We start from the raw sequence: 14,359 nt of genomic DNA on the forward strand, positions 1-14,359 counted from the left end.
GGTCGAATATCCCACTTCTCGATCAATCAGCCTCTGCACGAGGCGCGAGGTTTGGCATGTGCTTCATGCAAGCGGTAAGGCCGTAATGTCGGAGCCCGAGGATGAAGCCGGCGGCATGCAATCTCGGAACCCATACCGAATCCCGACCATCATAACGAGCTATCCCGGCTCCCGACGAGGAAGTCGGATCACATTGGAACCGTTCGCGACGTATCGGCCCCAAGCGTCCATCAACTGTCGCCGCTTCTTCAATGCATTGCCACGCCGGTAGGCTTGCTCCGTTTGGTCGCCCACCTTGTGGGCCAATGCCATTTCCGCAATTTCGCGTTCGAATCGCGTTTCGTCACCCGCCCAATCGCGGAAACTGGACCGGCAACCGTGCGTCGTCATCGCCGGATAAACTGCTTTAAGTGCGTGGAGCACGGCATTCATGCCGAGCGGCTTGGTGTAGTCCTTCGACCACTGCCCGGCAAACACGTAGGCATCGGGCGCGGCGTCCTTCGGAATGACCGCTTTCAAGATCGCGATAGCGCGGTCGCAGAGCGGCACTTCGAAATCCTTGCCTTCAGGATCGTCCTCCGTCTTCATCCGGTCCGCCGGGATGGTCCAAAGCCGTTCCGCGAAGTCCACCTCGCGCACGCGCATGAAACGGGCTTCACTGGTCCGCACGGCTGTTAGGATGATGTATTCAGCGGCAAGGTTCACGGCCGTGTCGGCCGCTTCGTGCTTGCCGTGCAGTGCCCGCACGATGCCGGGCACGTCCTTGTAGGGCGCGGCCTTGTGGTGGCGCTTTGACCGCTTCGGCTTCGGCAAGAGCGGCTTCAGGGTCTTCCACATGGCGGGGTTCTTGCTGGATCGGAGCCCCTTGGCATCCGCAACGTCGAGCACGCGCTCAATCCGGCTTCGCGTCTCACGCGCCGTGCGGTTGATCCTCATCCATATCGGCGACAGGATCGCCAACACGTCGTTGGTGGTGATGTCAGCAAGCTTCTTCGCCCGGATGGGTTTGCATCGCACCTCAAGGTCCCGCTTCCAGTCCGCGAGCGTATTCTTGCCTTTGAAGCCTGCCTTGATCGATGCCAAGAAGGCATCGGCGAATAGTCCGAACGTGGTGCCTGCCACCGCTTCGGCCCGTCGCTCCGTCGCCGGGTCCTTACCCTGGAGCAGCATCTTGCGGGCATCTGCTGCCTTGAGGCGAGCATCGGCGGGCGACAAGCCGTCCTTGCCCTTCCCCTTGGCTGGGCCAAGACCGATCTCTCGGCGCTTGCTGGTGCCGCGCACACGGTACAGGAAAATCCATTGGCGCCGCCCGTGTGCGCCGGCCTCGATTGCGAGGTAGAGCCCACCGCCATCGCTGTAGCGTCCGGGCTTAGCGATTGTCTCCGCTTCACGCGCGGAGAGCTTGTGCAACTGCCTCTTGGCCATTCCCGCCCCACCATCCGCCCCACCATTGAACACGGATCGCGGTGAATTCCGGCGAACTTCCGTGAACGATGGCGGAATGTAATGCGGGAATTATAGCAGAACTAACAAGCGGTTAGAAGCTATCAGCGAGCCGCAGTGAACGCTGGCGGAATTGCCCCGCAGACGGGGTGATGCCAGTCGCGCCTTACTTTTTTCTGCGGGGCCACTGTCTCCCATCGGATTACATTCCCCAGTCCGGATAGCGATTGTCATACGGATCAGGCTGACGATCGAATGGTGCTGGGTGGTAGGGGATCGGCCGCCCAGGCGTTGCGTAGGCAAAGCCAGGAACAGTATCTACGACCACGCCTTGCTTGCCGCGCACAACCCCATGTCGGCGGTGTGAGTGAGAGGCCGCAGCGGCGCTAGCCGATGCACACAAAGCGATCAAAAGGATCAGGGCTGAGATCGACCGCATCGTATCTCGCTCCCGTCGATTGCTGCGCACGTACAATTACCACGCCAGCATGGCCTGCCGTAGCTGATCCAGAGGCCAAGCTCCGTGCTCTCGCCGACCCGCCTGATGGTGAAGACGGCTCGAGGATGTCGCTGATGTCATCCTTGTCGATGCCGAGGAAGTTATCGGACACTTTGAACAGAACTTCGTTGCCTTGCGCACGGTCGAGACCACGAACTGCGCAACCCGTACCGGGCATCGCGTCGACAGCGTCCTCCACCATATGGACGATCAGTTAGTGCAACTGGCCCTGCTGATTATTTCCGAACGACATGGCCGTGGAGCAGGGCGGCCGAGCCGGACTTCGCAACCTCGTGTGCGATCATCCGGCTAGCGCTGGGAAGCCAAGAAGGCCGCCCCGCTGAGTCTTCGGATTGGCGCTAGTGGAAACGCCCGCCTTCGCAGTGCCGGTATTCTTGACGGCTGCGACGATCGCGACACTTCCGGTAGTTGCGCCACGACATGGGTACACGTCGAAACGTTAAGACTGGCTAAAGCAGATCATTCGAATCGCGCGCGACACAACCAAGGATGCGCGGCAAGTTGCCACATACACGGAATCCGCGATCACGCTGCGCCTGACCGCGCCGCGCCGCCCAGCCACTCGCGCCCTTCCGCATAAAGCTTCTCGACCTCGGCGCCGGTCAGGCCGGGCATGTCGCGCTTGACCTTGTAGCCGATCAACTCCTGCATGTAGCCGAGGTGGCGGTAACCTTCGGGAAGCGCCGCCAAGCGCTCAGCCTCGAGCCGGAGGACCGCGGCGGGATCGATCGGATCGAGCCGGTCCTTCTCATAGATCGGCTGGCGGCGGACGATGCCCCATTGGCCCTGCCGCTTCTCCAGGAAATCGTAGAAGCGTCCGGTGCAGACCACGTCGCAGACGACGTCGTGGACCGGCGCCCGCTGCGAGATCGTCATCTTGGTCTGCGCGATGGCGCGCTCGCCGGCGAGATCGATGCTGGTGCCGCCGAGGAAGTGCAGGATGCGCACACCCTTGGCAAAACCTTCGCGGCTCACCCGGATGAAGTCCGCCGCCGGGCCCTGAAACCAGGTCGCCGACATCCAGCCCTCCGCATGCCAGACTGTGGCAAAGCGCTCCCAGTCACCAGCGTCGCGCCAGACCACCCAGTTCTCGAGGAGATCGCGGATAGCGAGGCGATCGAGCTGTGACTGATCGAGCATGGGCAAATTCTCCGGACAGATCCGGCCGCCTCGCGACCGTTTCCATCACCTATGGAGGACGAATTCCGCGGCCGTCAAGCGCGCCGGACGAACAACAAAAATCCGGCACACCCTCGTCGGCGCGCCGGATTAGTTCGTCACGACGTTCTATGTCTTGCGCCGCAGCTTCGTTATGCCGCGGGCGCCTTCGTTACGCCGCGGGCGCCTTGCTTACGCCGCGGGCGCCTTGGGCGTGCGGTTGCGGGAGTTGCGCTGGAAGAACAGTGCCTGGCTCGCCACCGCCGAGACCATCGCGGGCTGGAACGGCTTTGAGATCAGGAACGCCGGCTCCGGCCGCTCGCCGGTAAGGAAGCGCTCCGGATAAGCGGTGATGAACACCACCGGCACCTCGAAGCTGCGCAGGAGCTCGTTGACTGCGTCAAGGCCCGAGGAGCCGTCGGCAAGCTGGATGTCTGCGAGGATCAGGCCGGGCCGCTTGTTCTTGGCGAGCGCCACTGCATCCGCATGCGTGCGGGCCACGCCGACAACGTTGTGCCCGAGATTCTTCACGAGGCTCTCGAGGTCCATCGCGATGAAGGTCTCGTCCTCGATGATCAGCACATCGGTCGCGATCTCCGCCGCCATCTCGCGGCCTGCAGCATCCGCGAGCTTGCGCGTTTCGCCGACGTCGGTGCCGAGGATGAAGGCAACCTCTTCCTCCGAAAATCCCTCGAGCGACAGCAGCAGGAAGGCCTGGCGCGGCAAGGGCGTAATGTTCGACAGCCGTCGCTCCGGCGGCATCGGCAACGTCGTCACCTCAGCATCGTCGTTGAGCGAGACCGAATTCCAGATCTGGGTGAACAGCCGGAACAGGCCGGCACGCGGTCCGTGGCTCTCATCGAGCACCGACGGATCCCCGAGCATGGCTTCCAACATGGCTGCGACATAGGCGTCGCCGGACGGCTGGCTGCCCGTCAGGGCACGCGCGTACCGGCGCAACAACGGCAAGTGTTCAGCAACAAGCTGTGATCGGGACATCCCCACTCCATTCGTCTTCGGGCCAGACATCGGCCAGGGGCGGCCCGGGTTCCCCTGCTGGCGTGACTACGCTTCAACCACAGAAAAGTTCCGGAACGGCTGGAACTTTTTGTGCAACTTCGCATTAGGCCTTACTAGGGAACGGCTCCCGGTTGAGAAAATTTCTCGATTTGACAGTGACTTAACTCGGGGAAACGTGGAACAGGTCATGAAAGATCTCAAATCTCAAGCCAGTAGAAACACGACCCCCGGCAAGGGAGGGCTGACACCGGAAATCCAATCCCGGATCGGCCATCAATTGCGCGCCATGTACGACGACGTCGTGCGGCAGGGGGTTCCCGAGCGGTTCGCCGAGCTGATCAAGAAGCTTGATGCGCCGGGAGGAACACCCCAAGATCAAACCAATGGGGGATCCAACGACAACAATGGGAGGGACTAATGCCTCTCACGGAATCCCTGCGCGACGACATCCTGGCAGCAGTCCCGAGCCTGCGCGCGTTCGCCATCTCACTGAGCGGCAATGCCGACAGAGCCGACGATCTGGTCCAGGAGACGTTGTTGCGCGCACTCGCCAACATCGACTCGTTCCAGCCTGGCTCGAACCTGCCGGCCTGGCTGTTCACCATCCTGCGCAACCTGTTCCGCTCCGACTATCGCAAGCGGCGGCGGGAGGTGGAGGATGCTGAAGGCAACTATGCCAAGACGCTGAAGACCCAGCCGTCGCAGAATGCGCATCTTGAGTTCGAGGAGTTTCGTGCAGCCCTCGACAAGCTGCCCCAGGACCAGCGCGAGGCGCTGATCCTCGTCGGTGCGTCCGGCTTCTCCTATGAGGACGCGGCCTCGATCTGCGGCTGCGCGGTCGGCACGATCAAGAGCCGCGTCAATCGCGCGCGCTCGAAGCTCGCGGCACTGCTGTATGTCGACGGCGCCGAAGATTTCGGCCCCGACGAGACCGTGCGCGCCGTGATCGGCGGCAGCGGCGGCTGACGGACAACTTCGGTCGGTGGTGGACAAGGAAAAGGCGGCCACTTCCGTGGCCGCCTTGGCGTGCGTGAGTGATGACTTCGGACAGTGATGACTTCGGACGCCTTTCCTTCTCCCATTGCTTACCTTGCGCGAGAGGAAGCGGAAATCGCGGCGACTTCAGCGCACCGGCCTGACCGGCGCCGAGAATTTTTCCGTGCGGTCGCGCTCGGTCATGTCCACGACGGTCTCCATCGGCGCGGTCAACTCGTAGACGTAGGAGGCATCGGTGAAGTAGCGCTTGGCGGTGCCGCCGAGCGCTTCGGGCGCGACGCGGTCGAGCAGGATCAGGCCGAAATCGGAATCCGCGCGCCGCGTCGCCTCGCTGGTGTTGAACTCCTCCCAGCGGAAATGGAAGACCGTATCGGGCGCCTCGCCCGTCACCGTCCAGTTCGCAGTGATGTGAGGATGCTTGCCGACCAGCGACAGGCCCTCGTCGGAATGCGAGGCGAGCTCGAAGAACAGCAGCGACAGGCTCTGCGCGGCACGCGCACTGACCGCGATGTCGGGCCCGCTGATGGCGATGCGATCGGCATGCGGAATGGCGCGCGCCTCGAACAGGCCTTTCAGCTTGACGCCCTGCCACTGGCTCTCGCTGAGCAGCGAAACCACGTTGGACATCGCGTGAATGCGCCCGATCAACAATTCACGCGCCACGTCGATGTCGGAACCGTGGCGCAGCGTGCGCGTCACGATCGACTGGATCACCGCCAGAATGTTCTTCACGCGATGATTGAGCTCGTCGATGACGGCCGTCAATCGGCGCTCGAAACCGATCCGCACCTGGATTTCGCGGCTGAGCCTCAAGTTGTTGTAGGCGACATAGCCGAACAGACCGCACACCATCGCCGTGATGGCGAAGCCGATCGCCGCGACGATGACTGCGGTCTGCTCGGCACGCCGCGCCGAATTGGTCTTGGCGAAGTAGCTGAGCTGCCAGTCGCGGCCGCCGAAGCTGACCGTGCGCGTCGAGGAGGGCTGTGGACCATCCTGCGAGATAGTCCGCGCGCTGACGACGCCCTGATCGTTGGCGATCAGCTCGCCGCCCGTCGCGCGCGGATCGCGCAATGCGACGGAGAACAGCGACATGTCGTCATTGGTCAGCATCAGCGAGGCGAGCTCGTAGGAAAACGTGATGAAGCCCGCAGGCTCCGTCGCCCCTTCCGGAATGACGGGCGCGGCCACGATGATGCCCATGGGTCCGTTGGGACGGAGCAGCGGCACCGGATCGGAGGCGACCGACTTCTTCTCGGCCATGGCGCGCGCCAGCATCGCGCCGCGCACGCCGTCCTGATCGAAGCTGCGGCCGGGCAGCGCCTTGGTCTCCTCACTGCGCGGCTCGAGATCCATCAGCACGTTGATCGGCTGGGTGATCTTCGTGGTGTCGAGCGGCGTGTCGTCGTAGTTGCGGATGCTCGCATTGGGAAAGCCGGCGGAGCTGAGCGCCACCTGCGCCGCGCTTAGCTCCGCCGGCTTGAGCCGTGCGATCCAGGATGCGACCACGAAATCGGTTTTGAAGGCGTAGATGGCGGAGCGCAGCGGCTCCAGCATGTTCGGCTTGATCACGGCGGGCGTGCGGAACAGGCCGGAGGCGACGCGCGCCAGAAGCTCGCGCTCGGTCAGTCGGTCCTGCACCAGGCTTGCATGAACGTCGATCGCGCGGGCCAGCGCGATGCGATCGATCGCCAGCTCCTGATCGTGGACGCGATAGGCCGCGAGCCCGGAGAGCAGTATCCCGAGCAGCGCGATAAAACCGATGATGAATCCCAGCCGAACCACTCGTTTACTCAGAAGGTGAGAGGCTGGCGAATAACACGGAGCATCTGAACGCCGCTCGAACGGCCAATTGCCGAAAGAGAATGAGACCCCACGGAAGACGATAATGAAGGAGGAGCCATCGTGACGCAACTTGGGTTGACCGGAATGCTTAATCCGCCAGCCTGGGCGTCAGCGCTCCGGGCACCGAAGTAAGTTAATCACCGTGGCGAACATTGGTTCCGCGGAGACACATTTTGCCGCAGATATTAACGGGCAGATACTAACACTCGTGTCAGACTTGGCTGATGTAGCCAGGCGTCCGACCTGCCCTTCAATCCGTCCTCGTCAGCCCACCCTTTTCAACCCGCCTTTGGCCTCGATGAAGCCGATGATGCGGTCGAGCCCCTCGCTCTTCTTCAGGTTGGTCATGACGAACGGCCGCTCGCCCCGCATCCGCTTGGCATCAAGCTGCATCTTCTCCAGCGAGGCGCCGACATGCGGTGCGAGGTCGATCTTGTTGATGACCAGGAGGTCGGAGCGCGTGATGCCCGGCCCCCCCTTGGACGGGATCTTGTCGCCCGCGGCCACGTCGATGACATAGATGGTGATGTCGGCGAGCTCCGGGGAAAAAGTGGCAGCGAGATTGTCGCCGCCGGACTCGATCAGCACCAGATCAAGTCCGGGAAATTTTGCGCGCATATCGGCAACCGCCGCCAGATTCATCGAAGCGTCTTCGCGGATCGCGGTATGCGGGCAGCCGCCGGTTTCGACGCCGGCGATGCGGTCCGGCGTCAGCGAGCCCGAGCGCACGAGATATTCCGCATCCCACTTGGTGTAGATGTCGTTGGTGATCGCCGCGATGTCGTAGCGCTCGCGCATGGACTTGCAGAGCAGATCCATCAGCGCGGTCTTGCCCGATCCGACGGGACCGCCGACACCGACACGCAGGGGGCCGTGAGAAGTCGCCATATCGATTGCACTTTCCTTGTATCGTCGTCCTGGCGAAAGCCGGGACCCATTACCACTGAACTCTGCTGTTGCGGCGGGCTGCGGCCACAGCCGTGCATAACCACGAGCCTTTGTGGTTATGGATCCTGGCTTTCGCCAGGACGACGACGGACTCTGCCGCAGCCATCACGACCTGAACAGCCGCGTATATTGGGTCTCGTGCCGCAGGCTTGCGAGATCGGCGCGGAACGTCGCGCTGCCGAGATCGTCCAGGGTCGCGCTCAACGCGCGCGCGGCGGTCGCGGCAACGGCGACCTCCAGTGAAGCGAGCACACGCTGGCTGTCGGTCTGCCCGAGCGGGATCAGCCGACTCGCCGCCGAAATCCAGTTCGAGACCAGCGCGTGCAAAAAGGCGTGCAGCGTGGGCTCGAGCCGAATGCCATGGGCGCTAGCGACCACGCCGACCGCGACGGGATAGACCAGTGGCCCTGCGCAGGCCGTGACCATCGCGTCCAGCCCATCCGCATTCCAGGCTGCGCGCGCGATGTCGATGAAGGCGCGGCCCTGCGCGGTGGTCTCGAGCTGCCGCTCGCGCGAGGGCACGAAGGCGGCCGCAAGCTCCGCAGTTTCGCGCAAGCGAGCCTCATCGCCCGCCTCCACCGCGCGAAACGCCTGCACCAGGAAGGTGGCATCGCAAAAGCCTGCGCCATCGCCGAGCATCGCGTCGAGCCAGTTCGCGAGCGTTGCCGTATCGGTGATGTCGCCCGCCTCCACCGCCCATTCGATGCCGCTGGAGTAGGAGAACCCGCCGACGGGAAACGCCGGCGACAGCCACGTCATCAGCCGGTAGAGCGCCGCCGCCTCACGCTCGGTCAGGCCGGTGTCAACCGGCTCATTTGTGGTCATGAGCATGGCCGTGGCCGTGATGATGGTCGGGATGCTCGCAATGCGCGTCGTGGTGATGATGGTGACCGTGATCATGCGCGGCATGATCATGGTGGTGATGGTCATCATCGTGGTGGTGATGCCCGTGGCCATGATGCGCATGGTCATCATGCCGATGATCATCAGCATGCGCGTGGCCAGCATCGGCATAGGCGCCGCCTTCAGGATCGAAGGGAGCCTCGATCTCGATCACCCGCGCACCCAAACCTTTCACCATCGCCTCGATGACGTGATCCTTTCGGATACGTAGGCTCTTCGCCATGATCTGCGTCGGCAGGTGCCGGTTGCCGAGATGCCAGGCGACGCGGATGAGATGGTGCGGATCGTGGCCGCGGATCTCGAGCAGCGGCTCGGGAGCGGCGACCACCTCGACCAGCCGGCCGTCCTCCAGCACCAGCGCATCGCCGCCGCGCAGCGCGACGGCGTTTTCCAGGTCGAGCAGGAATTGAAGACCGCGGGTGCCCGTCATCGCCATGCGGCGACGGTGCCGGTCGTCGAAATCGAGCACGACGGTATCCGCCGCTGCTTCCGTGAAGCGGTGCTGCCCCCTGACCTGCGTCGCCCGGATCATGTGCTTTTCCCTGTTACCGAGTCTCGACCTTTTCCGGCGTGATCACTTCCACCTTCGGCGGCGCCGCAAAGCACTTCACCGCGACGCGGCCGAAGGTCTTCACGTGCTCCATGGCACGATGCGGCACCAGCGCCTCGGCATTCTCCCACTGCTCGACGAACACCATCTTGGTGTGATCGGTGATGCTCTCGTGCAGATCATAGGCGATATTGTCGGGCTCCTTCCGCGTCTCCTTGATGCAGGCGGTGGCCGCTGCAATGAATTCGGCGCGCGTTTCGGGCTTGATGGTCAAGGTGGCAACGACGTAGATCACGAGAAATCCTCCCGGCTTTTCTTCTGGTTCAAGATACCGGGCGTGACATTAGACCAAGCGCGACGAGACGCAAAACCGGAAAATGCGCCCTCGGACAGGCTCCGAGGGCGCAGCGTTCGACGGTAATTTCAGTACATGAAATACCGCTGCGCCATCGGCAGCACCTCGGCGGGCGCGCAGGTGAGAAGCTCGCCGTCGGCGCGCACCTCATAGGTCTCCGGATCGACCTCGATACTGGGCGTGGCGTCGTTGTGAACCATGCTCTTCTTGGAGATCTTGCCGCGGGTGTTCTGGACGGCATAGAGCTTCTTGTCGATGCCGAGCTTTCGCGCGAGGCCGCCGGTGACCGCGGCCTTCGAGGTGAAGACGACGGATGATGCCGTGCGCGCCTTGCCAAAGGCTCCGAACATCGGCTGGTAATGCACCGGCTGCGGCGTCGGGATCGAGGCGTTGGGATCACCCATGGGAGCAGCGACGATCGTTCCGCCCTTGACGATGCAGTCCGGCTTGACGCCGAAGAAGGCCGGCGACCACAGCACGAGATCGGCGAGCTTGCCCTTCTCAACCGAACCGATCAGTTTTGAGACGCCATGAGCGATCGCGGGATTGATCGTGTATTTCGCGATGTAGCGCTTGACGCGAAAGTTGTCGTTGTCCTTGCCCTTGTCCTGCGGCAGGGACCCGCGCTGCTTTTTCATCTTGTCGGCCGTCTGCCAGGTGCGGATGATGACCTCGCCGAGCCGGCCCATGGCCTGCGAGTCCGAGGACATCATCGAGAGCGCGCCGAGGTCATGCAGGATATCTTCGGCCGCGATGGTCTCCTTGCGGATGCGGCTCTCGGCAAATGCGAGGTCTTCGGCGATCGAGGGATCGAGGTGGTGGCACACCATCAGCATGTCCAGATGCTCGTCGATGGTGTTGCGGGTGAAGGGGCGCGTCGGATTGGTCGAGGACGGCAGCACGTTCTTCAGGCCCGCGACCTTGATGATGTCGGGGGCATGACCGCCGCCGGCGCCCTCGGTGTGGAAGGCGTGGATGGTGCGGCCCTTGAAGGCCTTGATCGTATCCTCGACGAAGCCGGACTCGTTCAGCGTATCGGAATGCAGCATGACCTGGACGTCGTAGTCGTCGGCAACCGAAAGGCAGTTGTCGATCGCCGCCGGCGTCGTGCCCCAGTCCTCATGCAGCTTGAGAGCGCAGGCGCCGGCTTTGATCATCTCGACCAACGCTGCGGGCCGCGAGGCGTTGCCCTTGCCGGAAATGCCGAGGTTGACCGGGAAGGCGTCGAATGACTGGATCATCCGCCCGATGTGCCACGGACCCGGCGTACACGTGGTGGCGAACGTGCCGTGCGAGGGACCGGTGCCGCCGCCCAGCATCGAGGTGACGCCGCTCATCAGCGCGTGCTCGATCTGCTGCGGGCAGATGAAATGGATGTGGCTGTCGAAGCCGCCGGCCGTAAGGATCTTGCCTTCGCCGGCAATCACGTCGGTGCCGGGGCCGATGACGATGGTCACGCCGGGCTGGATATCCGGGTTACCCGCCTTGCCGATCGCAGAGATCATGCCATCCTTGATCGCCACGTCGGCCTTGACGATGCCCCAGTGGTCGATGATCAGCGCGTTGGTGATAACCGTGTCGGCCGCGCCCTGCTTGTTGGTGACCTGGGACTGCCCCATGCCGTCGCGGATCACCTTGCCGCCGCCGAACTTCACCTCCTCGCCATAGATGGTGAAATCCTTCTCGACCTCGATGACGAGATCAGTGTCGGCCAGCCGCACCTTGTCGCCGGTGGTCGGGCCGAACATGTCGGCATAGACGGAACGCTTCATCTTGACGGACATCACGAGCCCCGTTTGCATTTGAATGTTTGGCCGGTCACAGCGAGGCCCTCGCTGCTTTCACGGCATCGTCGAATTTCGCATCGAGCCATTGATTGCCGCCGCGGCAACCGGCGACCACCTGCTCGGCCCAGCCGGTATAGTCGACGAGATCGTCGCGCTCCTCGCGGCTCGGGTCGGCATGAATGCGCGCGCCGATATTGCTGATCTTGTCGGCGATCTTGATCAGTTTTGCGCCGGCGGATTTGTGAGGAGCGTCCTCGACCTGCTTTTGCCGCCGCTTGGCTTTCGGCAAGTTCATGTCGTCGGTGCACTCGACGACGAGCAAGGCAACGCGATCGGAGAATTTCTCCGCCAGCTCCTCGCGCGTGGTGTCGGTGTCCTCGATCGTGTCGTGCAGCCAGCCGGCGGCGACGAGCTCGGCATCCGCACCATCGGTCGCGTTGGCGAGCAGGTTCGCGACCTCGGCAAGATGATTGACGTAAGGTTCATTCCCTCGCCCCTTGCGCGCCATCCCGTTGTGGCGGTGCGCGGCGAATTCGCCAGCTTCAGAGACAAGACGGATTGGCGAGAGCATGGCGGGATCCTCCGTTTCGCTCTCAACCGTGCCGTCGCACGCTTCGTTCCTGGAGGCTCACAGCTTCCCCATCACGTCGCCGCGAAAGCCGTAGATGGTTTTCTTGCCGGCGAGCGCGACGAGCTGGACGTCGCGGGTCTGGCCGGGCTCGAAGCGGACGGCGGTGCCTGCGGCGATGTCGAGGCGCATGCCGCGGGCCTTCTTGCGATCGAACTTCAAGGCTGGATTGGTTTCGAAGAAATGATAGTGCGAGCCGACCTGGATCGGGCGGTCGCCGGCGTTGGCGACGGTCAGCGTGACGGTCTTGCGGCCCGCGTTGAGCTCGATCTCGCCGTCCTTGATGAAGAGTTCGCCGGGGATCATGCTCTGCTCCTACCTGATCGGCTCATGCACGGTGACGAGCTTCGTCCCGTCCGGGAACGTCGCTTCGACCTGGATGTCTTGGATCATCTCGGGGATGCCCGGCATCACCTGGTCGCGGGTCAGGACCTGCGCGCCGGCCTGCATCAACTCGGCGACGGTGCGGCCGTCACGCGCTCCTTCCAGAATGAAATCGGAGATGATCGCGATCGCCTCGGGGTGGTTGAGCTTGACGCCGCGCTCGAGCCTGCGCCGCGCCACGATGGCAGCCATCGAGACCAGAAGCTTGTCCTTTTCGCGGGGAGACAGGTTCATGCAAAATCTCTGTTCGTGAGTTCGTCAATTCAGCCACAGCCGCGGCAGAGCGGCGCCGGTGCGTGCCAGCACCGCCATCATGTCGGCGCGCAGGCGCGCCGCATCTTGGGCACAGAACCGCGCCATTGCAAAGCCATTCCAGGCGGATATCCCGACCTCGCCGGCGAAAGATTCCGAGGCTTCCCTGATGCGCTCGACCAGGGCCTCATCGCCGGGGACGATCAGCGCGGTGCCGATCGCAGCACCGCCCTTGGCGACGGCAGGGCGCGCCAGCTTGAGACCGATATCGCCGTCGAGCCTGACTGTCTCGGCGAACACCAGCCGGCCGCCGCGGCGCATCCGCCAGCGGTCGACGAACTCGCCCTGCTCCACGCGCTCGCCCATCGCGGTGCGGCCGAACACCACGATCTCGCAAAGCAGGAGCGAGGCCGACTCATCGAGCTCGATGTCGAAGCGGCGATGGACACGAGCGCGATCGAACAGGATCGTCTCCTGGGGCAGCCAGCCGAGATGTGCGCCCGCGGCGGCCTTAAGGGCAATATTGAGCTTCGCCGGCGCGCCGGGCGCGCGATAGACCTTCTCGGCTGCCGCCGTGGTCAGCGTCAGGCGCGAGCCATGGCCCGCTGCGATTTCGATATCAAAGCGGTCTCCGCCCGCAACGCCACCGGCCGTGTTCACGAACACGCCCGAGAGCCCCTCGCCTTCCGGCGAAGGAAAACGCACGCGCAAGGAGCCGGACTCATGCAGCGCCCCGCGGCGCGTTACGCCGTCGCGCGCGTGGACGTCGAAGCGCACCGCGCCGCGGGCGCGGTTCGCTTCGAACACCATGGACGTGGCTGATAGTTCGCTGCGCATCCGCCTCCCCAGCCGGTCGCGGCAGAATGAAAGGCTTACAGCGCCATCTGGCGGCTGATCTCGCCCGGATCGAGGTTGGAGCGGTCGCAGGTGTATTTCACCGCGCCGCGGTCCATCACCGCAAAACTGTCGCCGAGTTCGCAGGCAAAGTCGAGATATTGTTCGACCAGCACGATGGCGATGTTGCCGAGGTTGCGCAGGTAGGAGATCGCGCGGCCGATATCCTTGATGATCGAGGGCTGGATGCCCTCGGTCGGCTCGTCGAGCAGCAGCAATTTCGGCCGCATCACCAGCGCACGGCCGATCGCGAGCTGTTGCTGCTGGCCGCCCGAGAGGTCGCCGCCGCGCCGGCCGAGCATGGATTGCAGCACCGGAAACAGCGAGAACACGTCGTCGGGGATGAAGCGCTCGTCGCGCTTGAGCGGGCCGAAGCCGGTCTTGAGATTTTCCTCAACCGTCAGCAGCGGAAAGATCTCGCGGCCCTGCGGCACGAAGCCGATGCCCTTGCGCGCGCGCTCGTAAGGCTTGAGCGCGGTGATATCGCCGCCGTCGAACACGATCGCGCCCGAGGAGATCGGATACTGGCCGACCATGGCGCGTAGCAGCGAGGTCTTGCCGACGCCGTTGCGCCCGAGCACGCAAGTGACCTTGCCCGGCTCGGCTGCGATCGAGACTCCGCGCAGCGCCTGGGCCGCGCCGTAAAAGAGATTGATGTCCTTGACCTCAAGCATCG

General features: G+C 63.6%; 17 protein-coding genes. 2 read left to right on the forward strand and 15 right to left on the reverse strand.

Annotated features, from left to right (window positions below):
- Positions 1–159: 159 nt before the first annotated feature.
- The 4 genes from SO180_RS31270 to SO180_RS31285 form a co-directional block, all read right to left on the reverse strand.
- Positions 160–1,425 carry a tyrosine-type recombinase/integrase gene (locus tag SO180_RS31270; protein WP_449382680.1) on the reverse strand — a complete coding sequence of 422 codons (1,266 nt, stop codon included), beginning with the start codon at positions 1,423–1,425 and terminating at the stop codon, positions 160–162.
- A gap of 404 nt (positions 1,426–1,829) precedes the next feature.
- Entirely contained in the window at positions 1,830–2,144 is a 315-nt protein-coding gene (locus SO180_RS31275; protein ID WP_449382681.1) for a hypothetical protein, read from the reverse strand.
- 344 nt (positions 2,145–2,488) lie between these two features.
- Positions 2,489–3,103, reverse strand: a complete 615-nt coding sequence (locus tag SO180_RS31280; RefSeq protein ID WP_449382682.1) for a nuclear transport factor 2 family protein — start codon at positions 3,101–3,103, stop codon at positions 2,489–2,491.
- Between the two features lie 210 nt (positions 3,104–3,313).
- Entirely contained in the window at positions 3,314–4,120 is an 807-nt protein-coding gene (locus SO180_RS31285) for a response regulator (RefSeq protein WP_449382683.1), read from the reverse strand.
- 208 nt (positions 4,121–4,328) lie between these two features.
- On the opposite strand from SO180_RS31285, the gene SO180_RS31290 reads away from it, so the two are divergent.
- The gene (locus SO180_RS31290) at positions 4,329–4,559 is read left to right on the forward strand and encodes a NepR family anti-sigma factor (protein WP_254102994.1); all 231 of its coding nucleotides are present in this window, start codon (positions 4,329–4,331) and stop codon (positions 4,557–4,559) included.
- Positions 4,559–5,107 (forward strand): sigma-70 family RNA polymerase sigma factor, encoded by a 549-nt coding sequence (locus SO180_RS31295; RefSeq protein WP_027521710.1) that lies wholly within the window; start codon positions 4,559–4,561, stop codon positions 5,105–5,107. The genes SO180_RS31290 and SO180_RS31295 overlap by 1 nt, the downstream gene beginning before the upstream one ends.
- A 156-nt stretch (positions 5,108–5,263) precedes the next feature.
- Here the strand turns inward: SO180_RS31295 and SO180_RS31300 are convergent, their stop codons facing one another.
- The 11 genes from SO180_RS31300 to urtE form a co-directional block, all read right to left on the reverse strand.
- Positions 5,264–6,922, reverse strand: a complete 1,659-nt coding sequence (locus tag SO180_RS31300; RefSeq protein WP_449382684.1) for a CHASE domain-containing protein — start codon at positions 6,920–6,922, stop codon at positions 5,264–5,266.
- 324 nt (positions 6,923–7,246) lie between these two features.
- Positions 7,247–7,870: an urease accessory protein UreG gene (gene ureG, locus SO180_RS31305; RefSeq protein ID WP_449382685.1), complete on the reverse strand. Its 624-nt coding sequence runs from the start codon at positions 7,868–7,870 to the stop codon at positions 7,247–7,249.
- 165 nt (positions 7,871–8,035) lie between these two features.
- On the reverse strand, positions 8,036–8,761 hold the full coding sequence (locus tag SO180_RS31310; RefSeq protein WP_449382719.1) for an urease accessory protein UreF: 726 nt from the start codon (positions 8,759–8,761) through the stop codon (positions 8,036–8,038).
- Entirely contained in the window at positions 8,742–9,365 is a 624-nt protein-coding gene (locus tag SO180_RS31315; RefSeq protein WP_449382686.1) for an urease accessory protein UreE, read from the reverse strand. The genes SO180_RS31310 and SO180_RS31315 overlap by 20 nt, the downstream gene beginning before the upstream one ends.
- A gap of 13 nt (positions 9,366–9,378) precedes the next feature.
- Entirely contained in the window at positions 9,379–9,678 is a 300-nt protein-coding gene (locus tag SO180_RS31320) for a putative quinol monooxygenase (RefSeq protein WP_449382687.1), read from the reverse strand.
- 128 nt (positions 9,679–9,806) lie between these two features.
- Positions 9,807–11,522 (reverse strand): urease subunit alpha, encoded by a 1,716-nt coding sequence (gene ureC, locus SO180_RS31325; RefSeq protein ID WP_449382688.1) that lies wholly within the window; start codon positions 11,520–11,522, stop codon positions 9,807–9,809.
- A gap of 34 nt (positions 11,523–11,556) precedes the next feature.
- Complete coding sequence (locus SO180_RS31330; protein ID WP_449382689.1) at positions 11,557–12,096, reverse strand: HD domain-containing protein; 540 nt, start codon at positions 12,094–12,096, stop codon at positions 11,557–11,559.
- Positions 12,097–12,153: 57 nt separating this feature from the next.
- Positions 12,154–12,459, reverse strand: a complete 306-nt coding sequence (locus SO180_RS31335; protein WP_449382690.1) for an urease subunit beta — start codon at positions 12,457–12,459, stop codon at positions 12,154–12,156.
- A 9-nt stretch (positions 12,460–12,468) separates the two neighbouring features.
- Positions 12,469–12,771: an urease subunit gamma gene (locus SO180_RS31340; protein WP_449382691.1), complete on the reverse strand. Its 303-nt coding sequence runs from the start codon at positions 12,769–12,771 to the stop codon at positions 12,469–12,471.
- A 24-nt stretch (positions 12,772–12,795) separates the two neighbouring features.
- Positions 12,796–13,626 (reverse strand): urease accessory protein UreD, encoded by an 831-nt coding sequence (locus SO180_RS31345; protein WP_449382692.1) that lies wholly within the window; start codon positions 13,624–13,626, stop codon positions 12,796–12,798.
- A 35-nt stretch (positions 13,627–13,661) separates the two neighbouring features.
- A complete protein-coding gene (gene urtE / locus SO180_RS31350; RefSeq protein ID WP_449382693.1) occupies positions 13,662–14,357 on the reverse strand; it encodes an urea ABC transporter ATP-binding subunit UrtE in 696 nt (231 codons plus the stop codon).
- Between the last annotated feature and the right edge of the window lie 2 nt (positions 14,358–14,359).

It is taken from the genome of Bradyrhizobium sp. UFLA05-112 (assembly GCF_053572325.1).